This window comes from Brucella oryzae (assembly GCF_041929965.1).
Classification (GTDB): domain Bacteria; phylum Pseudomonadota; class Alphaproteobacteria; order Rhizobiales; family Rhizobiaceae; genus Brucella; species Brucella oryzae.
In genome coordinates this window covers 11,610-34,313 of record NZ_JBHEEO010000016.1, presented here as the reverse complement: position 1 = coordinate 34,313, position 22,704 = coordinate 11,610, and the positions used below count along the sequence as shown (strand labels likewise).

Here is a 22,704-nt window from a genome sequence, read left to right as displayed (position 1 = left end):
ATCATTGGCAGGGGTGATCACAGCGCTTCCATACCTCCCCGCCCCGAAACGGAAACGAGCGAGAAAAGCGTCGAGATAGCGACCCGTGTGATGATGGTGATGCAGAGATAGATGATGCCGGCGATCAGCAACGGCTCATAGATATCGAGCGTACGTGAGCGGATTTCATTGGCAAAGCCCATGACATCCATGACCGTGACAGTGAACGCCAGGGCCGTCGACTTGCACAGCATGATGACTTCTGTCGTATAGGCGGCAAAGCCATTGCGCAGCATGGCCGGGAAAATCGCCACCCGGAAGGTCTGGAAGCCTGTCAGCCCCAGGGATCTTGCTGCCTCGATCTGCTCCTTCGGAGTCTGGTAGTAGGAGCCGCGCATGATCTCGGACGTATAGGCCATTTCCACAATGGCCAGACACATAACCGCGCACCAGAACGGGCTGGAGAATATGTTCCACAGAAACGTCTCGCGGATGACCGGCAGAACCGGAAAGCCATAATAGATGACATAGAGCATCAGCAGCATAGGCACGCCGCGAATACAGAACATCAGGTTCCAGACGATGGACGCTGTCAGTCCGCCGAAACATATCTGGACAAAAGCCATAAGCGCCGCGAGCACAAAGCCAATCAGCAGCGAAATGATGAACAGGCTGAGGGTGGTGGAAAGCCCGCCAAGAATTTCGTGCGTATAGGAAAGGATGAGTTCCATCAAACTCCTCCCATCGACTGGCGGGAACGCCTTTCAAGCCGGTGAAACAGCTTTGCCGAGACGAATGCAAAGACGATGAAGATCGCGATGGCAATACCGTAGAAAGTGAAGGGAGCGCCGGTCGAGCGTGCGCCCAGCGAGGCGATGCGCACTATATCGGAAATGCCGATAATACTCAGAAGCGCCGTTTCCTTCATACTGATCAGCCAGAGAGAACTGAGATGTGGGATCATTTTTCTGTAGACCTGCGGGAGAATGATCAGTCCCAGGGACTGCAATCCGGAAAAGCCGAGCGCCCTGCCCGCCTCATGCTGTCCGGCGGGAATATCCGCCCAGCCGGCCTTGAAAAGCTCGGTTGAATACGCCCCAAGCACGATGGATGTGGACATAATGCCCGGTACCAGCGGACTGACCTTTATGTGGGACATGCCCGGAATGATGGAGAGCAGGCTGTTGAGCATCCCATCGGCGGTATAGAATATCAGGATCAGCAGCAAAATGTCCGGAAGGCTACGGAAAATATAGGTGTAAAGCCTGACGACGAAGGCTGCGCCCTTAAGTGGCGACCTGGCGAAGATCGTAAGCACAATGCCGATTAACATACTGAAGGCGAAACTGAAGATCGCAACCATCAGGCTGACGCCGAAGGCTCTAGCAAATTGCCAGCCCCAGCCGGCTTCCAGATATTCAAGCATGCGGATAACCTGTTTCTGTAGCGCCATAGAGACGCGATAGTTTAGGTGCTTTTCCCGCCAGGCATGGCTTTCCCGACGCTACCCCGAACAATTCCGGGGTAGCCATGTGGTGCGGCTCCTGAATTGCGAAGCCGGGTAAAGGCTGCTGTTCAGACGTTGACGGAAATAGAGTTTCAGGCTGACGGCTGCTCAACACCTCACAGTTATCGGAGCAGCAGGTCATGACAATTGCGCTATGGAAGCTGCAAGGCCATGAAATTACTTGATGGGCGGGCCCCATTTTTTGGCAAGCTCATCCCATATACCCTTGTCACGTGTCGTCTTGAGAGCAGCGTTAAATTCATCGCGTAGAGCCGTATCGGCCGGGCGGAAAGCCATGCCTATGCCTTCCGATACCTGGACCGGATCGCCGATATTAATCATTTTTGGCGTATCGCCTTCCTTGCCTACAAACGGCTCGATATCGCCCAGAACGATATCGACGCGCCCGGTTTTCAGGTCGGATATGAGAGCATCCATGGATGGATAGCGCCGCACTTCGGCACCGGGAAAGGTCTTTTCGATATACGCGGCGTTCGTTGTACCCTGTTGCACGCCGATCGTCTTGTCCTTCATCGTGTCCGGGGAAATGTCGAATTCATTGCCCTCGACTACACCGAAATAGGAATATGTCTTTGCGTAGGGATCGCTGAAGATGACGCGTTTCTTGCGCTCTTCGGTAATTCCCATGCCGCCGATCACCACATCGAACTTGTCAGCCAGAAGAGCGGGAATAATGCCGCTCCATTCATTGGTGACGAAGCGGCATTTCACCTTCATGATCTCGCACATCGCATTTCCGAGATCAATGTCAAAACCCTGAAGCGTACCATCAGCTGCCGTCATGTTAAACGGAGGGAAACCGCCTTCATTAGCGATAACGATTTCGCGCTGCTCCTGAGCGTTGACACTTGAAAATGAACCAGCAACCAACGCAACGGCCATGGCCGCAATCGACAAATTATATCTCATTGATGTTCCCTCTTTTATATATTTGTAATTACAAATAACCTCACCATTGAAATGATGTCAACCATGTCCAAAACATTTTTGTAATGACAAATGACTGTGAAGTTTTTACGCCCGATTAGGAAAAAATATACATTCTCCGTCACTATTGAATTATCGTTTCTCAACTCAACGGCAGCATCGCTATTCACACAACGATTTCCCAGAAAAGTTCTGACATCCATATAGATATGAGTTGATCTTGGTGCTTGCGCAAGCCAATCAAAGAGAACTTCTCACAGTCGGGAGTTAAAATAGGAATACACACGAATTGTAACCGCAAAATCGAGAAGCACGACTTTTGATTATGCGATGCTAATTCCAGATTGCCAGTCAAGAACGTCCAAGTGATGCACTGTGGCGATGAAATCCGTCGTGCCATATCATGTTCAAGTCGTTATCCGGCAACTGTAAAAATATACCCCTGTCCTGCTCTGACTCGTCTTTCGGCCAGTCGAGGCAGTCCAACGGCTGAGTTGTCGATGGCCCAGCCGCTAGCAGCACCTGACTGGCAAACTGCAACAGAATGGGAGCCATGAGATATTCCGATACAAAACCAGGATCGTTGCTGAGCCATGATATTCGACCCGATCTTGCCTCTAGGCGAATTTAAGATCAAACATCGAAGTGCATTCCGTGACAGTCTGGAACGAAACCTCAATACCGTGCTCGGCGAGCGGAACAATTATGTCGCAAAGGCAGAGCGGGAATCGGGAATAGAGCCATACCGCTATAATCCCGGTAGAAAAGCTGTCACATCGAAAATGAGCAGGCTGGGATACCGTTAGCACTACGCAGCCTTCTCATCTGGATTCAAGAAAACATGTAAAATAGTCAGAGAAAGGAAAGTGCTGTCCTGTTCATAGCGGATCGATTAGAAAAAATGGAGCAATCAATGAGGACGCTCTTTTAAGCGTCGTTAAGCCAAGGGAGTGAAGCATGTGGTTTTCTACTGCCTCGGTTAGTAATTTGAGCGGGGCTAAATCAGACTCCCTATCTTTCACCATCCCGTTATGGATAGCTAAATTAGCCACTTCTACGCCATTGTTGGATCTTGAAAGAAATAGCTTTGAAGCTAACACCACTGAGTTCATTTACGCCTTTGATATTGAGAAAAGAAATCAGAGCCTTTTGTCTTCGAGTGATAAAGGAACAATATGCAATCGAGTATAACGAAAAGTGGCATGCCGACCTCGACTCATTGTTGCTTTCTAACGATTTGAACTGGTTTTCCACACCCAACAGGGGAAGGTTCTATAGGGCTTCTTGTGGGGAAACGGGCAAGATTATAGCCGCAGGTGGATTGTATGATTTGAGTTACAAGCCAACCACCCAAAGCAGACTACAAACGAGGTATGAATATAAAGCACAGGTGTGCCAGATCGTACGCGTTTATCTCGATTCTTCATATCGCCGTCGGGGAATTGGACGACAAATTGTAAAGGCATTGGAAACTGATGCGTATGAGCTAGGATACCATAAATGTTACTTGCATGCCGATGCAGAGGCGACAAATACGCTCCGTTTCTGGAGAGCATTGGGATATAAGGATTTCGGACGCTTTTCCTATCTGGCAGGATCTCGTGTCGACACTTGTGTCGATTTCGATAAGCAAATCTGAATCCCACCCAAAAGAGATCCAATAAAAGTGCCGCACATTGACCGACGCAGCGAACTAAAATTCACCCTTGAGCCTCCTCATTTGGGAAATTACAGGGTTTCCGCGCAGTCTTAAATTCCAAAAATGACCTCGTGCCGGAAACCGACACGAGGTATCTCGTGGTTTCAAGACTACTGCGGTTTCTCGCCTGCCCGATCCAGTATCTCCTGAAAACGCTTCTTGGCCCGTTGGGGTAAATCCGCCTGGATAAAATCAGGAGTAACGGCTGCATCGCCTACTTTTACGATCATCACCATTCCCATACCAATGTGGGGCGAACACTTGATGCCATAGAAGCCAGCCTCATCAAAGGTCACAGCAATTTCTTGGTCAATCTTGCCTTTGAACCCGGCATAGCCTTCCGGAGACATTCCCGGAATGGATGCCGCGTTATGGCTCTTGTTGCCGACCCTGAACTGAATAATGTCGCCTGGTTTCAGGCTGACAAACTCTGGTTCGAACACCATGCTACCATTTTGCCCACGATTGAGCATCTTGACTTCAATGGTTTCCGCATAGGCAGGCAAGTGATTGCTCATAACCAAGAGAGATGCCAGGGCCGTCGCTCGGACAATTCCTACTTTCGAAAGCCCGCTCATTTTGACAAGCCTGCCTTTTCAAGCGCATCTGCCAGGACTTCGATCCCTTCAATCGTGCGGATCGTCGGGTTCATTGCCTGAGCATCCATCTCCACTATTCGCTTCTCCTTGACAGCAGGCATCAGGTTTGTGACCGGATCCGTGTCGAGAAACTTGAGCTTGACTGCAACATCATCTGCCGGGAACCGACGGCGTTCCATCTTTCCAGCAACAATGATCGTCGGATTGGCTTTTGCAATGGTTTCCCAGCCAACTGTTGGCCATTCTTCTTCGCTGGCGATAATGTTCTTCACCCCAAGCGTCGACATGATGTAACCGGGGGCTCCGCTCTGACCCGCAACGTAGGGATCGATATCCAATTCGGCACTGGAAAACCAGAAGACCGCCGACGCTTCGCCTTTTAATCCGGCAATCTTGTTTCTGGCCTTTTCTTCGCGCTCCTTCAGTTCGGCTACGAGCTTGTCACCTTTTTCCTGCACGTCGAAGATTTTGGCGAGATCGGAGACTTCCTGATAGATCATGTCCATCGAGAATTTTGACGTGCGCAAGCCATCGCCGCCGCTGGAATTGTCCTTACCAATGCAATCAGCAGGCGATGTGTAGACTGGAATATTCAGTTCCGCGAATTGCTCTGACGTCCCCACAACACCCTGTGGCCCGATCTGCCATTCAAACTGATTGGCGATCATATCCGGTTTCGTTGCGACGACGCTTTCGAAGCTTGGATCGTTATCCGCAAGACGTGGAACTTTCTTGTCCAGCTCTTCAAATCCGGGAAGAACTGGCCCGATCCACAACGCCGTTCCGACAATTTTTTCAGCAACGCCAAGGAGATAGAGTATTTCAGTCGAGCTCTGACCAACCGAAACCACACGGTTAGGAGCCTGCTTGAATGTGATGTCATGCCCACAATTCTTGAGCGTCAGTGGATATCGGGTTTTGTCGGCAAATGAAGGTGTTACTGCGGTTGCCAGCAAAGAGGCCGTCGCCAAAGCAAGAACGAGAGATTTAAAGCGCACAGTCTTTCCTTTCGCGGAGATGTGAGTGCATCGCCACCAATGAATTGAGCGGAGCAGCTTTTGGGAGGATGTAGCAAGCGATCATAATGATCCTTTCCGAGCTTCCCCGCTCGTGAAGTTGGACGGTTTGATACGGCAGGTATCCTGGCTCACAGAGTTTGCACTGCTCATCTGCCTTCCCACTTTCGCAGTGGCATGACGCTCGAAAAACAAAGCGTCACTCGGATGAACGGTCTCCGCTTACAGTTGCGGGGGCAGCCACGGATTTGGCCCCATTCGGGTCGTCCTCACCGTGTTCCCTTTTAATCCCGGCAATTCTCATCGCCAGGAACCGTGAAATGATCACTAGGTTTTTGTTCCCTGATCAGTCAAGCAATGTTTGAGCAAATCGCAGTTAATCGTCAGGCCTGCCCAAACGCCATTTCGACTTGGAAATCAGTCCGCCTCAAGCCTTGCAAACATTTCTCCGGGATCAGCCAACTCCTCGCGACGCCAATCCTCGATGATATGAGGATGGACGACCAGATTCTGAATTAGAGAGGGAGGGTAAAGTGTTACGGTAAAAGACTTCTTTGTCCGCGATGATGCAACCTTTGTTGGGCCTGGAAGTTTGCCAGATTTTGTCCAGCGTCGGCATTCTTCGGCAGAGATATTGAGAAAATTTTCAACCGAACGGCTGGATAGCGGAGCGTTGATAATTGCGCTGACCCGACGATCAATCCTGCGGAGCTTGTCAAGGAATAACCCCAACTCACTATCGGTGGGATGGAATAAGAATACGTTCCTATCATCGGTTTGAAAACTGCTCTTTAATATGTTGACTGCTCTACGAAAACTGCGTCGAGCTGGCGTCTTTCGTGGAATGAACACATCCAGCGCAAAAATTTCCTCATCCAATGAGACTTCAATACCGGATTGTAAGCAGCGCCCTATTACAAAACTTCCATTGAAAAACACCTGAAACTTTTCCTCCATCAACATCCGGTTTTCATTGAACGAAACCTTTCGCATCAGGTCAATAAACGAGGCTGGATACGCGGCGTTTTTCCATAATCTCTATCAGTTCCAATAAATCTGCCAGATCCATTGCATTCCCCTTTTATCGAATAAACGGGCTCTTTTTCAGTTTTTATCAAGGAGTGGCAAAAGGGGTCAGAAATGCCCCTTTACGTCAGCTCGCCGCATAGGGTGAAATCGCTGCAACATTATCGCTGATTTGCATTTCATGGCTTATCGGGGGGAAGGCGCGTTGGCTGCATTCGCGGCGCTCGCACAGCTTGCAACCCACACCAATCATGGTTCGCGCACTCAGATCGTTCAGAACCAGGCCCTTTGAATAAACCAGACGCTCCGCATCCCTGAGATCGCATCCCAATCCAATGGCAAAAGTCTTGTCCGGCGCACCATATCCGCCATGATGATGTGTGACCGTTCTTGCAACCCACAGATAAGCCCGTCCATCCGGCATTTCAGCAATCTGGGTGCAAATCCGGCCCGGCGAAGAAAACGCATCGTATACTGTCCAAAGAGGACAACTGCCGCCTATTCTGGAGAAATGGAAATCTGTTGCAGACTGCCGCTTGGAGATATTGCCTGCCCTGTCAACGCGAACAAAGAAGAATGGTACTCCATTCGCACCCGGTCGTTGCAAGGTGCTCAGCCGATGGCAAATGGTTTCAAAACCCACCCCAAATCGCTGGCCGAGCAGATCAATATCGTAGTGCAATTGTTCGGCCGATTGCAGGAAGGCCCTATAAGGCAGTATCAGCGCGCCAGCGAAATAATTGGCGAGGCCAATGCGGGCAAGAGCAACGGCTTCTGAGCTGGAGAACCCTGCCTTCCCCGTCAGAGTGTCGAGCAACCCGGCCTGTTCAAGGAAGCACAATTGCGTCGCCATCTGAAACGCAGACTGTCCGGGAGAAAGCGTATTGGACAGCGTAAGAGTTCGGGACGCCGGATCAAAACGCCTCAATGAGCTTTGATAATCAAAGGACTGATCATACTTTACCGAGACGGAATGCAGATTATGGAGGCGTTCCACGAGGGCTTGATCAAATCGCCCAATTTGCATGCCAAGTTCTCCAGCCAGTTTCTCTGCACAGAGATCGAGTTCGGCGATGTGATTGCTTCTCGCATAAAAATAGTCGCGGACTTCCTCATAAGGCATGGAAGGAAAGGGCTCCAATGACGATTGCCTTGGATCACCCAGACGCATAGCGAGCGCCTCCGACTGCTCAATCGCCTTTCGCATCTGCTTGTAAAGCTGGAGAACAGTGCGCCCCACAGCTGGCATATTGCTGGCAATCTCCCTGATCTCACTGTTGCTGACCGTCTCGCCTAGCAGCGGGTTTGAGAATACCTGTCTCAACTCTCCGATCATGCGTCCATCATCTTGCCCGGAGAAAAGCTGAACATCGATCCCGAAAGCTGCATTCATGCGCAATAGTACCTGGACAGTAATGGGTCGCTGATTGTTCTCGATCTGGTTGAGATAGCTCAGAGATATTCCAAGTGCATTTGCCAACGCTTGCTGGGTCAGTTGGCGTTCCTCGCGCAGTCGTTTCAGACGCAGCCCTACAAATGGCTTCTTCATGGCTCCTCCAATCAACTGCAGATGACTTCGCAAACTTTGCAAATTCACCGATTTAACTTCGCTAAACTACACATTTTCAGTCATTTACCGCTTTTCCCATAAGTGGATATTGCGAATTAACGTTTGTGATGCAAGGCCAGAATTATCCATGAGTGTTCCAACTGAAACGTCATTGAATTCAGATTACAATTTTCTGGAAATGGTCTTCCCTGATCGTGCCAACCATTACGGCACGCTGTATGCGGGCAATGCGCTTGAAATCCTCACCAGAGCGGCCTTTGCCACAGCGAGTATTTACACAGCCAAACCTGTTGTCATGGCAGAAGTGTTGAAGGTCAAATTTCACAGTCCCGTCGCGGTTGGCACTATTCTCGAAATTACCGCCAATATTCTGAATGCTAGCCGCAGGTCTGTAACCGTTGGCGTCTCCATTACAAATCAGAACTCAGAAAATGCAGCTCCCGTAATTACGGGACGATTTCGAATGGTGGCGGTCGATAGCGCTGCCCACCCCACCGATGTGCAGAAGAGTTTGAACATGACTTGTGGAAAGGAAATCTGTTCGTGAATACTCATACCGTCCGCACCTACAAATCTGCCGAACATCTGGACCGCGAAGATCAGCTCGCGTGGAAAATCGCATCTGTTGCCGCCGACGACGTGCCGCTTGACGATGATGTCGTCGAGATGATTGGTAATCGCATTATAGACAATGCGTCTGTTGCTGCGGCATCACTGGCACGGCACCCGGTTGCAAGCGCGCGCGCACAGGCCATCGCCCATCCTTATGCGCGAGGGGCCACGGTGTTCGGGTTTTCAAGTGACAAGCGCGTTTCGCCAGAATGGGCGGCGTGGGCCAATGGTGTCGCGGTCCGTGAACTCGACTTTCACGATACGTTTCTGGCGGCAGACTATTCGCATCCCGGCGACAATATTCCGGCCATTCTGGCGGTAGCACAACATTGCGGCCTCTCCGGCAGCGATCTGGCTCGCGGCATTGCAACCGGATATGAAATTCAGGTCGACCTCGTAAAAGGCATATGCCTGCATGAGCATAAGATCGACCATATTGCCCATCTTGGACCATCGGCCGCCGCTGGCATAGGAACTGCCCTCGGATTGCCCGCAGAGACAATCTATCAGGCAGTTCAGCAGGCGCTTCATGTAACCACGACCACACGGCAATCGCGCAAGGGCGAAATTTCCAGCTGGAAGGCGTTTGCACCCGCATTCGCGGGGAAAATGGCCATTGAAGCGGTCGACCGCGTTATGCGCGGAGAAGGCGCGCCGTCACCTGCATGGGAAGGCGAAGACGGGTTTATTGCATGGCTGCTTGGCGGGCCTCAGACACAATATGTTGTCCCCCTGCCCGCCAAGGGCCAGCCCAAGCGCGCCATTCTGGAGACCTACACGAAGGAACATTCCGCAGAATACCAAAGCCAGGCCCTGATCGACCTTGCACGCCGCATGGGAGCGAAGATCGGCGATCTTTCCAATGTGAATAACATAGTCATTCATACCAGCCACCATACCCATTATGTGATTGGCACGGGCGCGAACGATCCGCAGAAAATGGACCCGCATGCCAGCCGCGAAACGCTTGACCACTCAATCATGTATATCTTTGCTGTCGCGCTTGAAGACGGCGGCTGGCACCACGAGCGATCTTATGCTCCTGAGCGTGCACAACGGCCTGAAACCGTCGCTCTGTGGCACAAGATTGCGACGGTTGAAGATCCTGCATGGACAAAGCGCTATCACAGCTCTGACCCTGGGGAGAAGGCTTTCGGTGGCCGTGTCGTCGTAACCCTGAAAGATGGATCGGTCATCGACGACGAGCTCGCTATTGCCGACGCCCACCCGTTGGGCGCGCGCCCCTTCAAACGTCCTGACTACATTAACAAGTTCCGGACTCTGGCAGACGGAATAGTCGATGTTTCCGAACAGGACCGTTTCATCGCAGCCGTCGAACGGCTGACCTCGCTGAAGCCCGATGAACTTGACGGCCTGAATTTCAGCGTTGTGCCTGATCGGCTGGGCGTTCCCGCCGCGAGCGGAATCTTCGACTGGAAAGTGTGAACATTACGGGAGGAATGGAACATGACTACACCAAAACCCAAGAAGTCTGTGGCTCTTTCCGGTGTTGTGGCCGGAAATACGGCACTTTGCACAGTCGGGCGGACAGGCAATGATCTGCATTATCGAGGCTATGACATTCTCGACATGGCCGAAACCTGCGAATTTGAAGAAATCGCTTATCTCCTCATTCATGGTGATCTGCCCACCCGCACAGAACTTCTCGCTTACAAGGCAAAGCTCAAATCCCTTCGTGGATTGCCTGATGTCGTAAAACGCACGCTTGAACTATTGCCCGCAGCCACTCATCCGATGGATGTTCTGCGATCAGGCGTGTCAGCGCTTGGTTGCGTTCTTCCTGAAGCCTCGGACCATAATCATTCGGGCGCACGCGATATTGCGGACCGCCTTCTGGCTTCTCTCGGTTCAATGTTGCTGTACTGGCATCATTTTGCGCATAATGGCCGTCGTGTCGATGTCGAGACTGACGATGACTCGATTGGCGGGCATTTCCTACACCTCCTGCATGGGACGTCACCGGGTGCCTCTCATGTACAAGCCATGCATGCCTCGTTGATCCTGTATGCGGAACACGAATTCAACGCCTCGACCTTCACGGCACGCTCCATCGCCGGAACAGGTTCGGATATGTATTCTGCAATTGCTGGCGCAATCGGCGCTCTACGCGGCCCGAAACATGGCGGGGCCAATGAAGTGGCCTTCGAAATCCAGAAGCGTTACAGCCACCCTGACGAAGCAGAGGCAGACATTCGCCGTCGCGTGGAGGCCAGGGAAGTCATTATCGGTTTTGGCCATCCTGTCTATACGGTTGCCGATCCACGCAATGAAGTCATCAAGAAGATAGCGCTCAGCCTTTCAAACGAAGCAGGCTCAACGCGCATGTACGACATTGCAGACCGCATCGAAAAGACAATGGCGGACACCAAGAACATGTTCGCCAATCTCGATTGGTTCAGTGCGGTCTCATATCATCTGCTTGGTGTTCCGACAGCCATGTTCACCCCCCTGTTCGTCATTGCGCGGACCTCGGGCTGGGCCGCCCATGTCATCGAACAACGTGTCGACAACAAGATTATCCGCCCCTCGGCAAACTATGTCGGCCCTGAGAACAAAGCCTTCATTCCTATTGAGCGTCGCGGCACTTCCCGTGTTCCTCAACCACATGCCGCCTAAGGAATTATCATGACTTATCTTGTTGCATCTGATCTCGCTTCAGAACCCGCTGGCATACGTTTCAGAAAACTTCTGGATCAGCGATCTATTCTCCAGCTACCTGGTGCGCATAACGGAATGGCGGCCCTTCAGGCTAAAAAGGCGGGCTTTGTCGGGCTTTACCTCTCTGGAGCTGCCATGACCGCCTCGATGGGAATACCGGACCTCGGCATGATTACAGTGGATGAGGTTTCCTTCTTCATCCGCCAGATCGCACGGGCAAGTGGATTGCCTTTGCTTGTCGATGGTGACACTGGCTATGGTGAAGCGCTCAATGTCATGCATATGGTACGCACGTTCGAAGATGCCGGTGCCGGTGCAGTTCATATAGAAGACCAATTGCTTCCAAAGAAATGCGGCCATCTCAACGATAAAAAACTCGCAGACGCGCATGATATGGCTGCAAAAGTCGCCGCTGCCGCCAAAGCGCGTCGCCATCTGTACCTGATCGCTCGCACCGATGCCGCAGCAAGCGAAGGTATCGACGGCGCTGTGGCGCGCGCCAAGCTCTATTTGGAAGCGGGTGCGGATGCCATCTTCCCGGAAGCGCTGACCAATGCCGATATGTTTCGCGAGTTTGCCCGCCGAATGCCCGGGGTGCCTCTTCTGGCAAATATGACCGAATTCGGAAGAACGCCATTCTTTACGGCATCCGAATTCGAAGAAATGGGATATCGGATGATCATCTGGCCCGTTTCCTCGCTGCGAATCGCCAACAAAGCGCAAGAACGGCTCTACGATACGCTCAAGGTGGAAGGATCGACAAAGTCTGTCCTCGGAGACATGCAAACACGTGCAGAGCTTTATGACACAATCGGTCTTGCAGATTACGAGGCCCTCGACGCCTCCATCGTGAAAACCATTGTGCCGGAACCTGCTTCTGTCTGACAGCACTTGACGGCTTCCCGCAAAAATATACGGGAAGCCGCGAGGGCGTCGACCAGCTCCATAAATTCGCGAACCTGTAGAACGATATTCCCGGTGCTTAGGAGGTCGGTTTACCAAGATCCCCGCCTGCGCAGCCAGCTTAACGCATTTTCGAGGCTACCGAACGGAAATATATGCAACTGCGATATAGTCGGTCGAGCAAGAGTTGCCAGTTCTTTCTCGATCGGCAAAACAAAGGTTTCTGGCGAGTAGCCGGTCGCGAGCGACATGATATTGCCCGCGCTTCTTGTCAGCATCGACAGGGGGTTTCCAACGCCGCAAAGTGTTGCATACCTGATCAGCGTGGCAAACTTAGCCGGGCCTGCCACACCAATATGGACAGGAAGATCGACACCGACTTTTGCTAGGCTTGCCGCCCAAGCTAAGGCACGGGCGGGATCGAAGCAGAATTGCGTCACGATACGCAGACGCGCGCCGGTTCGCTCAGCAAATGCCTGCTTTTGCCTGAGAGCTTCGATCGCCGATACCTCTGTGAAATCCGGACTTCCCTCCGGATGTCCGCAGATAGAAACATCCTTAATGCCAAACCGGTCTATGATTCCGGTTTCAAAAATATCCATTGTGCTTTTATACGGACCTAAAGGCGTGGCGAGACTACCGCCAACCACAAGAACATTGTTCACCCCAGCCAGTTCTGTAAGTTCCTTTATGCGCCTCTCCAAAGCTTCGCGACTTTTGATCCGCCGTGCTGCAACATGAGGCACCGGAATGCAGCCTACCTCTCGTAGGCGCTGCGCGGCGACCAGCATTTCGGCATTCGTTCTTGGCGCTCCAACGTCGGCCAGATAAACAAGCGTGCCTGAGGGCAGCAACGCTCTGAGCTGATCGCTTGTCGGTATTTGCCTGGGCAGAATTTCAATTGAAGCAGGCAGAGGACAAACAGGATGGGACTTTGCGGGATGCATTCAGAAACTCTGGGATTAAGGGAGCCCTCGTATCAGCTGGCTAGCCATTGAGATAGCGACGCATGCAATAGAGCAGTGTTGCCTGTTCCTCGTGTTCACGAATATCGATCACGCGCCCGAAGAAGATGCGATGCGTTGCCTCATCAACCGCATTGGTCAGTTCGCACTCAAAGCTGACAGACGCGTTTTCCAAGACCGGAGTACCCGTCAGACCTTCCCGCCAATTCCCTATCGCAAAACGGTCTTTCGTTGGAAGTCTTCCGCCAAAGTGGTCTGAGATGTCCTCCTGCCCTGGCATAAGCGTGTTGACGCAGAGGTGGCGGGCACGTTCAAAGGCTTGAAAGCAAGAGCTTCCGCGATTGAGACAGACGAGAAGTGTTGCTGGTGTATCGCTAACGCTACAGACTGCTGAAGCTGTAAAGCCGTATCTCTTGCCTTCATATATCGTTGTAACAACGCTGACGGCGGAGCCGAGGCGCGACATGCCATTACGAAACGCAGTTTTATCTACATTTTCGAAGCGGTGGTTCATAACGTTCATGTCGGCCTCATGTCATTCAGCAAGGATTATGCCGAAAGCTCTCTTCTGATGATTTCAGCACCTGCACCCAATGCACTTAATTTGCCGCGTGCTACTTGTCGCGGCAGCGGAGCCATCCCGCAATTGGTGCAGGGATAAAGCTTGTCAGCATCAACAAACTGAAGTGCTTTTCGCAGAGTGTTGGCAACTTCCTCGGGAGTCTCAACGGTTTGGGTCGCAACATCAATAGCCCCGACCATCACCTTCTTGCCTCGGAGAAGTTCAATCAAATCTATCGGAACATGTGAGTTTTGACATTCCAGCGAGATCAGGTCGATGTTGGACTTTTGCAGCTTGGGGAAAGATTCCTCATACTGTCGCCACTCAGAACCAAGTGTCTTTTTCCAATCAGTGTTGGCCTTAATTCCGTATCCATAGCAAATATGAACGGCCGTTTCGCATTTGAGACCTTCGATTGCCTTCTCAAGGGTAGGAACACCCCAATCATTGACATCGTCAAAGAACACATTGAACGCAGGCTCATCGAACTGGATGATATCGACGCCAGCAGCCTCCAGTTCTTTAGCTTCTTCATTGAGTATCTTCGCGAACTCCCACGCCAACTTCTCGCGGCTTTTATAGTGAACATCATAAAGAGTATCGATCATGGTCATTGGACCCGGAAGAGCCCACTTGATCGGCTGAGCAGTTTGTTTACGTAAAAACCTGGCGTCTTCAACAAAAACCGGCTTCGGCCGAGACACAGCGCCAACGACTGTCGGCACACTGGCATCATAACGATTGCGGATTCTGACCGTTTCACGCTTTTCAAAGTCAACACCATCAAGGTGCTCGATAAATGTCGTGACAAAATGCTGACGCGTCTGTTCGCCGTCACTAACGATATCAATGCCCGCCTGCTGCTGATCATATAGTGCCAAACGCAAGGCATCCCGTTTGCCCTCGATCAATTTATCATCTTGCAGCTTCCATGGGGACCAAAGCTTCTCAGGTTCTGCAAGCCAGGAAGGCTTTGGCAAACTGCCAGCGGTCGACGTAGGCAATAGTCTTTTCATGATAGGTAACCTTATCTTTTGGCTCATCAAAGGGTGTAATTGGCAGACCATTGCTCCAGGACGGTCTTATACGGCGTCATGAATTGTTCCTGAGCGAATCGTCCCTGCTCAACGGCCAGTCGGCTTCGCTCTTCGCGATCATAGACAATGCGTGTCAGTGAATAGTCTTCGTGTTTCAGGCTTGGCTGAAAGCAAGCCCCAGCTACCGAATTGGCATTGTAAATCTCGGGCCGATAGATCTTCTGAAAAGTTTCCATCGTGCTGATTGTGCCAATAAGCTCAAGATTGGTATAGTCATCAAGGAGGTTGCCAACAAAATAGAAAGCGAAAGGCGCAACACTGTTTGGCGGCATGAAGAAGCGTACCTGCAATCCCATTTTTTGAAAATATTGATCAGTCAAAGATAATTCGTTTTGCTGATATTCTGCGCCCAGCACCGGATGGTAATTACCAGTCCGGTGATAGGTCTTACTGCTTGAAGCGCTTAAGCAGATAACTGGTGGTTTCCGAAAATGCTCATTGTATGCATTTGAGTTAAGGAAACATTTGAATAGTTTCCCATGCAGATCGCCGAAGTTCTCTGGAACGCTGAACGTGGAGCGTTCCTTGTTATAGTCGGGCAGAACGACGCTAAAGTCGTAATCTCGAACATAAGAAGAGAAGTTGTTCCCAACAATGCCTTCGATGCGTTCATTTGTCTTCCGATCGACGATATTCGTTTTCAGAATTTCAATCAGTGGGAAAGCATCCCTATTGCCTTCCGCATCGATATTGATTTCGACCGAAATGATTTCAAGTTCCACAGAATAACGATCGCCTTCGGATTATCCCAATGCGCCAAAGCGTTGAACCGATTGTCGACCATCCTCAGAGCATTACGGAGGTTCTCTTGGCGATTCTCCCCTCGGGCCAAATTAGCAAAGTTGGTCGTGATACGCGTGGTGTCTGAGGGGTGATAGTTTTCGTCAAAACGAAGGGACTTGAGGCGAAACGTAATGTCGTTATGCCCCGTGATTTCCTGGTAATCGACAAGTGACCCGCCTTTTGCGGCGACTGGAGTTGCGGTTTGAGACATGACTCACCCCAAAAAGTTGGGGGCATGGGTCAGCGAACGCATAGCAATAAAGACCGCTACGCGGCCTTCGCTACGGCACACCGGGACACCCCGCCCGTGGACGTTATTTTGCAAAGGCAGGTCTCCTGGCTCGCGGGTCATAGCTTTCGTCCGTCTTCCCGGGTTAAACCCCAGTGACATTCTGGACATCCGCTCACCGCTTACAGTTGCGGGGGCAGCGCCGGCTTTCCCGAATGAGACGGGGCACCGACTTCCCTCTTAGCCCCGGCATGTCAAAAGCGACAACCGGAGAACCTAAGCATCGTTACTCTTCATGCATCGGGCACATAATGTCAAGAGCACATAAAGAAATGTTTATATCTTTAAGTTATAGACGAAGAAATTGAATTCTTCGCGCCTGCATTTCCCACCCGCCCACCTTACATGCATTATCGGCATTAGGTCGCGCAGGTAGGTAAACTCAGCCAGACAGCATGGCCTAACGATTGAAATTGACAGTCGCTGGCGCTTGTGCTGTTTCTCATAATGATCTAGGTGCCGGAGGAAACTCCAGGTAAAAGGGAATCCGGTCAGGGCCATGTCCAAATCCGGAGCTGCTCCCGCAACTGTAGACGGCGAGCCAACCCGATATGCCACTGGCGCACAGTACGCCGGGAAGAGCGAAGAACCGCAAGTCAGGAAACCTGCCCGGATCGTTCACCTGTTCTGACTGCGGGCAGCGTGTCAGGAGCGGCCTTTCCGTAAGGGTGATACCGTCGCTTCGTACATTGATTGATACGGAGCGTTTGTTCGTTTATCCGGCCGCTATGCCTGCGGCCGGCTTTAAGGTGTGTCGCGATGATGGAAGTTCAAAGCCCCGAATTGACCCTGCCCGGCGACGAGAAGAGAGTGCTCCTGCACTCCTGTTGCGCCCCCTGCTCCGGCGAAGTGATGGAAGCAATGCTGGCCTCCGGCATCGACTATACGATTTTCTTCTACAATCCCAATATCCACCCCGAGCGGGAATATCTACTGCGCAAGGACGAGAATATCCGCTTTGCCGAAAAACACGGCGTTGCGTTCATTGATGCCGATTATGACAAGGACAACTGGTTCGCCCGAGCAAAGGGAATGGAATGGGAACCGGAACGCGGCATTCGTTGTACCATGTGTTTTGACATGCGCTTCGAACGGACCGCCCTTTATGCCCATGAGAACGGTTTTCCGATGATGACTTCGTCGCTCGGCATCTCGCGCTGGAAAAACATGGCGCAGATCAACGATTGCGGCAAACGCGCCGCGGCACCCTACGAGGGCCTGTCCTATTGGGACTATAACTGGCGTAAAGGCGGCGGCTCTGCCCGGATGATCGAGATTTCCAAGCGCGAGGAATTCTACCAGCAAGAATATTGCGACTGCGTTTATTCCTTGCGTGACACGAATATCCACCGCCGCAGTCAGGGACGCGGTCCCATCCAACTCGGCAAACTCTATTACGGCAATAACGAGTCTTCAGCTTAAAGGCCGAAGATTGCCTGTATCGCTTCTTCAACAAAAAGACCAAATGTGTCAGCTATGCCAGAACGTCATGTTCTCCGGCGGCATCCCCGCCGATAGCGTCGAGGGCATTTTCGATCTTTTGGCCAGCACGGTGGGCGAGCGGGTCGCCTTCTGGCCGGACGGCGAGATCAATCCCGAGCGGCGCGGCTGGATCGGCGCTATCAACAACATGGTGCTTGCGGCCTGCTGAAAACGCTGGCCGAAGGCGCGGACCATAAGGCTACGGCCTGACCTGCGACGATCTGTTTCCTTTTGGAGCCGCCTTGGCTCCGAAAGGAAATGACAACACCGCAATCTGGAACCTGTTCAAAATCTGGTCCAACGCACGAATGGAAGCTCAAGCACCCACCACAACGTTCAGAACCGGGATTACCATGCTCTGCCGCGCGGAAGAGCGAAATCATCTTGAGTCAGTGCGAACCGCATAGCATGGGCGAATTTCGGCGAGGTCATGTTCAGCACGATGTTGTTGACCCCGTGATGACAGTTGGTTCTCCAAGGTTGTTTGCGCGCGAACCGTGGTCGGACTATGCAGTCATATGTCAGGCATTTCAGCGCGGCAATCAACAGCTAAGCAGACCTTGCGAGCTGTTGAGGCCGCACAACAGCGCCGAGGCCAAAATGCGACCGTAGCGTGCTCCCTTCGTATTCTTTACGGAACAGACCGCGCTTCTGAAGGACTGGAACGACTTCCTCCGCGAACAATGCAAGCTGGCTGTTGAAGATGGGGGCATCACGTTGAAACCATCAGCGGCTCCGGTTTTGAACCAGTCTTCGATGGTGTCAGCGACCTGTTTTGGCGTTCCTGTTGCAACGAAGTGTCGCCGCGCACCAGCCAATTTCCGAAGCAACTGCCTAAGTGCAGGCTTTCTCTGAGCGTCATGTCGATGTAGCCGATCACGCGGCTTTTCGAGGCCTCCACCTCATTGAGATCAGGAAAATCGTTCGTTGTCAGCGGCCGATCAAGCGGGACGCCACTAAGATCATGGCCGGCAAACCTCGCCGAAAGACGTGTCAGGCCAACCACCGTGCTGGTTAAAGCCTCGAGCTCTTCCCAGACCAATTCTGTTTCTCTCGTTGTGGATCCAATCGCTGCGCTGATACCTGGCAGGATGACGATGTCATCCGGGCTTCGTCCATAGCCAACGGCACGGCCCATCATTCGCCCTTGCGCACCTCCAGCAGAGGACGCCCAATTGGTCGGATCGAACAGCAGCACTCAGCCATGGTTTGCCCCGCATGTGAAGAACCTCAAGGCAGAAACGCGAAACATGAAAAGGATTTTTGAACGCGATTATTATCTGAACAATATCAAGCGCCGTGCGACCCTCCGGGCGCACGGCGCTTTTAAGATTTCTTGCCTATAAGCATAAATTGCTTTGATCTGAACTCAAGCGCTTCCTAGTTCCAGCGGACCATGATCGTCGCAATGGTCACCATGCTGATGATGCAAACGCCCATTCACCAAATAATCGATGTGATCACCATGAGGAACTGCCTCATGGCCGCAATTTGGCCCGTGAACATGGTCGTGGTCATGACCGACGGAATCTGTCAATGGCTTACATCCATCTGGATTTGTGGCGCTGATTTCGATGACATGTTCGTCGACATGATCACCATGGGGATGATGCAGATGACCATCGTGAAGATAGTCGATATGATTATTATGCTTCACCGCAATGTGACCACAGTTCGGGCCATGCTGATGGTCATGATTTGCATGATGAGGCAGATTACAATTGGTCATTATATCACCCTTCTCTTCGTTCAGTGATTTTCGCATGCATGGTCAATGGCATTGTTGACCATGGCGAGGACATGATGATCGACAATAGAGTAAATGGCGTTCTGACCTTCCTTTCGCCGCTGAACCAACCGTGCGGCAAGAAGAACCTTTAGCCGGGCCGAAACGGTGCCGATCTTTTCATCTTCGATCTCGGACAACTCGCTGACACTGCACTCTTTTTCAGAGAGGGTTATCAGGGTTTTAAGCCTTAGCGGGTCTGACAACGCCTTGAACATTGACGCTGCAGCTTCCAGTTCCTTGTTTGTAACCATATGTCAGAATCCAATATTCTATCTAACTATAGAATAATAGATATTCGGCGGAATTATGTCAAACGTTAAAAAAGCGGCCGTCATTTCTGGATAGCCGATGACATTTTTAAAGGTCGAAGCCGGCGCGTTTTATTTCGCGAAGCGGAATAAAATCTTTTCCTCGGCATTATAGGTCAAGGCGTCCATGATTCCGGGATGGAACTTTCTATCGCCAGGCGGTGGTGCGAAATCGGTAAAGCCAAATCGGCGCAACGTTACCTTGAAACCGCAATCCGCAAAGGCATTGATGTAATCATCAGGAGAGTAACTTGGAACACGTGTATTGCTGCGCGTCGCGATAACATCCCTGCGCCGGTTCCAGAGCGGGCTTTCGGTGTGGCAGCCGGTGACTGCATAATAAACGCCATTTTCCCGCAGTGCCGCTTTCATCTGGCGTGCATGCTCCGAAAGATCCTGCAAGAGATAGATAACCTCATAGCTGAACGCCAGATCGAACGCTGCGTCGAGCTGAGTTGGATCACTGCCCACGAAATAGCTGACGGGATAATCTCCCGCCAGATTGTTTGCATCGCTGATCGACGCTGAAGCAATGTCTATACCGACCCCCCGCGTAAACGGACGCATCTTGTGCAACAGGCGTAAAAAGCCGCCACGGTTACAGCCAAAATCGAGAAGGGTAGAGCCGGACAAGTCCTGCTCGGGAACGGCATTGATGAAATGGCGCCAATAAGGTGTATGGATATCTTCCATTGCTGCCTCATTGCTGGCACTCAGATGCCATGTCGAATAGGTCTGTTCCATCACAATACCATTTTCTTTTTTCGGCCTCGCCATTACGAGCCATCTGGCTGTCTTTGGTTAGCAAAATTGCCAACGCAATACGAGCGGTCCAATATAGCGCGGTGCAACCTTGGGTCATACCGCTCTGTCATCCACATCACCGCTTACCATAACCGTATCAAGTGGCATTGGAAGGCCTTGGCATCAAGCGGCAACACTGATTGTTTCCCCGCCGGGCTGGCGGTTACAGGCACACAGTTCATCTGTCTGCAGGGCGTCAAGAACCCGCAGCGTATCCGTTGGATTGCGTCCGACGTTCAGATTGGTCGCATAGACGTGCTGAATGATATGTTCCGGATCGACGATAAGGGTATATCGGTATGCGACACCTTCCGGTGCGCGTACACCCAGTCCATCGACAAGACTGCCATTGCTATCGGCAAAAGACCAGATTGGCAGGCGATGGAGATCTGAATGATCGCGCCGCCAGGCCAGCTTGCAAAATTCATTATCCGTCGAACCACCCAGAATGACGGCATCCCGATCAGCGAATTCATCCGCCAGCCTTGCGAATGCGGCAATCTCGGTCGGGCAAACAAAGGTGAAATCTTTCGGATAGAAAAAGATGACTTTCCATTTTCCTGGAAAACTATCGCGTGTCAGCGTTTCAAATGCGCTTTCACCATTCTCTTCAATTGTATGAAAACCGGGTTTCACGCCTGTCACTTCGAATTCAGGCAATGTGTCGCCGATACCAAGCATCGCAGATATTCCTTGTCTTGTGTTCCATATGGCGTATCGGCAAGCAATGCGTGCTTGCCTCTCTATTCAAATTGTTCAGATTTTAGCGGCAACAAAGGTGATCTCGACCAAAGTACCCTTTGCGAGTTCCGCGACCCCGACGGCAGCGCGTGCCGGAAGATTGTCTGGCTTAAACCAACTGGTCCATACTTCATTCATTGCAGCCTTCAGTGACAAGTCGGAAAGATAGATTGTCGCCTGTACCACATGATCCCTGTCGCTTCCTCCCTGTTGCAGGAAGTTCTCGAGCTTCGATAGTATCTGGCTGGTCTGGCCGCTTATATCCGCGCTCTTATCATCAGCGGTTGTGCCGCCGATAAAAACCAAGCCACCGGCCTCGACAACACGATGCATGATGGGTGTCTGGACATGTCTTTTGACGGTCATTTGTCAGTTCCTTACAGTAGTTTTCAATGGATGCGAGAGGTTCTGGAGTTCGCGCTCCAGGCGATAAAAAATCATATTCAGATCGTCCCAGATATCGTCAGAGTCTTCGAGGCCGATACTGATCCTTAGATAAGTGCGCTCCTGCTGCGGCAAAGCGGAATCACCGCCACGGACCAGCGTAATCGGCGCAAGGAGACTATGGGTTCCACCCCATGAAGCACCGATTGCAAAGCATTTCAGCCCATCCAGAGCTGAGCTAAGGAAAGGGGCGGCCTCAGGCTTCAGTTCGACGCTGAACAAGCCGCTCGCACCGCTGAAATCGCGCAGAAAACTTGCATGGCCGGGATGATTTGGAAGAGACGGGTGAAGCACCTGCTGTACAGCAGTGGAAAGACCGATCTTATGTGCGATGTCGGCTGCTATGCGGCCCACATGCGCAAGGCGTACCCCCATTGTCTCCAGCCCACGCAGGACAAGCGAGCAATCATCGGGAGAAACGCCTATGCCCATTGACCGCAGCCAACCACGCAATCTTTCGGCATGGACTTCTTCACGCATGCTGACCGAGCCCATCAGCACGTCCGCATGGCCGCCAACATATTTTGTCAGTGCCTCGACGACAAAATCCGCACCGAGCGCCAATGGCTTGCATAAAAGCGGTGACGCCCAGGTATTGTCACAGCCGACCAATATACCCGCGCGATGTGCCGCCTGAACGATTGCCGGCAAATCCTGCACCTCAAGACTGGTCGATCCGGGACTTTCCACCCAGACGAGCCTTGTGCGAGGGTCGAACAGCTTTTCAATCTCGGCACCGCAAAGTGGATCGTATATCGTGTGGTTAATACCGAATTCCTGAAGATAATCCCTACAATAAGCCAGCACCGGCGGGTACGCACTGCTGGGGACCAAAACCCGATCGCCGGGGCGCAACATCGCCTGCATTATGCCCGTAATAGCAGCCTGACCTGAGGGTAGCA

General features: G+C 51.8%; 24 protein-coding genes, 2 pseudogenes and 3 riboswitches. Of the genes and pseudogenes, 8 read left to right on the top strand and 18 right to left on the bottom strand.

All coding sequences use genetic code 11. The features are described 5' to 3' along the window. Positions 1-17: 17 nt before the first annotated feature. The 4 genes and pseudogenes from JNC70_RS16025 to JNC70_RS16010 all read right to left on the bottom strand — a co-directional run. Positions 18-710 (bottom strand): ABC transporter permease subunit, encoded by a 693-nt coding sequence (locus JNC70_RS16025; RefSeq protein WP_113342182.1) that lies wholly within the window; start codon positions 708-710, stop codon positions 18-20. Next, the gene (locus JNC70_RS16020) at positions 710-1,405 is read right to left on the bottom strand and encodes an ABC transporter permease subunit (RefSeq protein WP_162750337.1); all 696 of its coding nucleotides are present in this window, start codon (positions 1,403-1,405) and stop codon (positions 710-712) included. Before JNC70_RS16020 ends, JNC70_RS16025 begins: the two co-directional genes overlap by 1 nt. A gap of 258 nt (positions 1,406-1,663) precedes the next feature. Beyond that, on the bottom strand, positions 1,664-2,416 hold the full coding sequence (locus JNC70_RS16015; RefSeq protein WP_113342184.1) for a transporter substrate-binding domain-containing protein: 753 nt from the start codon (positions 2,414-2,416) through the stop codon (positions 1,664-1,666). A gap of 638 nt (positions 2,417-3,054) precedes the next feature. Beyond that, positions 3,055-3,189 (bottom strand): annotated as a pseudogene (locus JNC70_RS16010) (IS6 family transposase); the annotation flags it as partial. 404 nt (positions 3,190-3,593) lie between these two features. Here JNC70_RS16010 and JNC70_RS16005 point away from each other — a divergent pair. Further along, complete coding sequence (locus tag JNC70_RS16005) at positions 3,594-4,073, top strand: GNAT family N-acetyltransferase (RefSeq protein WP_374788719.1); 480 nt, start codon at positions 3,594-3,596, stop codon at positions 4,071-4,073. A gap of 170 nt (positions 4,074-4,243) precedes the next feature. Here the strand turns inward: JNC70_RS16005 and JNC70_RS16000 are convergent, their stop codons facing one another. The 4 genes from JNC70_RS16000 to JNC70_RS15985 all read right to left on the bottom strand — a co-directional run bounded on the left by JNC70_RS16000 (position 4,244) and on the right by JNC70_RS15985 (position 8,323). Continuing rightward, a complete protein-coding gene (locus JNC70_RS16000) occupies positions 4,244-4,711 on the bottom strand; it encodes a pseudoazurin (protein ID WP_113342187.1) in 468 nt (155 codons plus the stop codon). Continuing rightward, positions 4,708-5,703, bottom strand: coding sequence for an ABC transporter substrate-binding protein (locus JNC70_RS15995; RefSeq protein WP_374788718.1), 996 nt, complete (start codon positions 5,701-5,703; stop codon positions 4,708-4,710). The genes JNC70_RS16000 and JNC70_RS15995 overlap by 4 nt, the downstream gene beginning before the upstream one ends. Positions 5,704-5,847: 144 nt before the next feature. Further along, positions 5,848-6,081: riboswitch (cobalamin riboswitch) on the bottom strand. 84 nt (positions 6,082-6,165) lie between these two features. After that, positions 6,166-6,711: a hypothetical protein gene (locus JNC70_RS15990; protein ID WP_374788680.1), complete on the bottom strand. Its 546-nt coding sequence runs from the start codon at positions 6,709-6,711 to the stop codon at positions 6,166-6,168. Between the two features lie 190 nt (positions 6,712-6,901). Then, on the bottom strand, positions 6,902-8,323 hold the full coding sequence (locus JNC70_RS15985) for a short-chain fatty acyl-CoA regulator family protein (RefSeq protein WP_374788679.1): 1,422 nt from the start codon (positions 8,321-8,323) through the stop codon (positions 6,902-6,904). Between the two features lie 148 nt (positions 8,324-8,471). On the opposite strand from JNC70_RS15985, the gene JNC70_RS15980 reads away from it, so the two are divergent. The 4 genes from JNC70_RS15980 to prpB are packed head-to-tail and all read left to right on the top strand — an operon-like array spanning position 8,472 to position 12,520. Next, positions 8,472-8,891, top strand: a complete 420-nt coding sequence (locus tag JNC70_RS15980; protein WP_374788678.1) for an acyl-CoA thioesterase — start codon at positions 8,472-8,474, stop codon at positions 8,889-8,891. After that, positions 8,888-10,402: an MmgE/PrpD family protein gene (locus tag JNC70_RS15975; RefSeq protein ID WP_374788677.1), complete on the top strand. Its 1,515-nt coding sequence runs from the start codon at positions 8,888-8,890 to the stop codon at positions 10,400-10,402. The genes JNC70_RS15980 and JNC70_RS15975 overlap by 4 nt, the downstream gene beginning before the upstream one ends. Positions 10,403-10,423: 21 nt before the next feature. Beyond that, positions 10,424-11,593, top strand: a complete 1,170-nt coding sequence (gene prpC, locus JNC70_RS15970) for a bifunctional 2-methylcitrate synthase/citrate synthase (protein ID WP_113342193.1) — start codon at positions 10,424-10,426, stop codon at positions 11,591-11,593. A gap of 9 nt (positions 11,594-11,602) precedes the next feature. Next, positions 11,603-12,520 carry a methylisocitrate lyase gene (gene prpB, locus JNC70_RS15965; RefSeq protein WP_374788676.1) on the top strand — a complete coding sequence of 306 codons (918 nt, stop codon included), beginning with the start codon at positions 11,603-11,605 and terminating at the stop codon, positions 12,518-12,520. A gap of 110 nt (positions 12,521-12,630) precedes the next feature. On the opposite strand, the gene JNC70_RS15960 is transcribed toward prpB, so the two are convergent. The 4 genes and pseudogenes from JNC70_RS15960 to JNC70_RS15945 all read right to left on the bottom strand — a co-directional run bounded on the left by JNC70_RS15960 (position 12,631) and on the right by JNC70_RS15945 (position 16,078). Then, positions 12,631-13,485 carry a methylenetetrahydrofolate reductase gene (locus JNC70_RS15960; RefSeq protein ID WP_374788675.1) on the bottom strand — a complete coding sequence of 285 codons (855 nt, stop codon included), beginning with the start codon at positions 13,483-13,485 and terminating at the stop codon, positions 12,631-12,633. A gap of 40 nt (positions 13,486-13,525) precedes the next feature. Further along, positions 13,526-14,026 carry a flavin reductase gene (locus tag JNC70_RS15955; RefSeq protein WP_374788674.1) on the bottom strand — a complete coding sequence of 167 codons (501 nt, stop codon included), beginning with the start codon at positions 14,024-14,026 and terminating at the stop codon, positions 13,526-13,528. Positions 14,027-14,052: 26 nt separating this feature from the next. Continuing rightward, entirely contained in the window at positions 14,053-15,081 is a 1,029-nt protein-coding gene (locus JNC70_RS15950; protein ID WP_374788673.1) for a methionine synthase, read from the bottom strand. A gap of 26 nt (positions 15,082-15,107) precedes the next feature. Next, positions 15,108-16,078 (bottom strand): annotated as a pseudogene (locus tag JNC70_RS15945) (DUF1852 domain-containing protein). A gap of 176 nt (positions 16,079-16,254) precedes the next feature. After that, positions 16,255-16,469, bottom strand: a riboswitch (cobalamin riboswitch). Positions 16,470-16,671: 202 nt separating this feature from the next. Next, positions 16,672-16,861, top strand: a riboswitch (cobalamin riboswitch). A 132-nt stretch (positions 16,862-16,993) separates the two neighbouring features. Here JNC70_RS15945 and JNC70_RS15940 point away from each other — a divergent pair. Together JNC70_RS15940 and JNC70_RS15935 are read left to right on the top strand one after the other, a co-directional pair. Next, positions 16,994-17,656, top strand: coding sequence for an epoxyqueuosine reductase QueH (locus JNC70_RS15940; RefSeq protein ID WP_374788672.1), 663 nt, complete (start codon positions 16,994-16,996; stop codon positions 17,654-17,656). 43 nt (positions 17,657-17,699) lie between these two features. Next, positions 17,700-17,885 (top strand): hypothetical protein, encoded by a 186-nt coding sequence (locus JNC70_RS15935; protein WP_162750339.1) that lies wholly within the window; start codon positions 17,700-17,702, stop codon positions 17,883-17,885. Between the two features lie 543 nt (positions 17,886-18,428). On the opposite strand, the gene JNC70_RS15930 is transcribed toward JNC70_RS15935, so the two are convergent. Continuing rightward, positions 18,429-18,857: a hypothetical protein gene (locus tag JNC70_RS15930; protein WP_374788671.1), complete on the bottom strand. Its 429-nt coding sequence runs from the start codon at positions 18,855-18,857 to the stop codon at positions 18,429-18,431. 339 nt (positions 18,858-19,196) lie between these two features. On the opposite strand from JNC70_RS15930, the gene JNC70_RS15925 reads away from it, so the two are divergent. Continuing rightward, entirely contained in the window at positions 19,197-19,472 is a 276-nt protein-coding gene (locus tag JNC70_RS15925) for a hypothetical protein (RefSeq protein WP_374788670.1), read from the top strand. On the opposite strand, the gene JNC70_RS15920 is transcribed toward JNC70_RS15925, so the two are convergent. The 5 genes from JNC70_RS15920 to JNC70_RS15900 all read right to left on the bottom strand — a co-directional run. Then, complete coding sequence (locus JNC70_RS15920; protein ID WP_374788668.1) at positions 19,466-19,720, bottom strand: ArsR/SmtB family transcription factor; 255 nt, start codon at positions 19,718-19,720, stop codon at positions 19,466-19,468. The genes JNC70_RS15925 and JNC70_RS15920 overlap by 7 nt on opposite strands. 165 nt (positions 19,721-19,885) lie before the next feature. Continuing rightward, positions 19,886-20,590, bottom strand: a complete 705-nt coding sequence (locus JNC70_RS15915) for a class I SAM-dependent methyltransferase (RefSeq protein WP_374788667.1) — start codon at positions 20,588-20,590, stop codon at positions 19,886-19,888. A 150-nt stretch (positions 20,591-20,740) separates the two neighbouring features. After that, a complete protein-coding gene (locus JNC70_RS15910; protein WP_374788666.1) occupies positions 20,741-21,298 on the bottom strand; it encodes a peroxiredoxin in 558 nt (185 codons plus the stop codon). Between the two features lie 75 nt (positions 21,299-21,373). Beyond that, positions 21,374-21,724: a RidA family protein gene (locus JNC70_RS15905; protein ID WP_151659431.1), complete on the bottom strand. Its 351-nt coding sequence runs from the start codon at positions 21,722-21,724 to the stop codon at positions 21,374-21,376. 3 nt (positions 21,725-21,727) lie between these two features. Then, positions 21,728-22,704: trans-sulfuration enzyme family protein (locus JNC70_RS15900; protein WP_374788665.1), on the bottom strand; the 977-nt coding region annotated here is incomplete at its 5' end.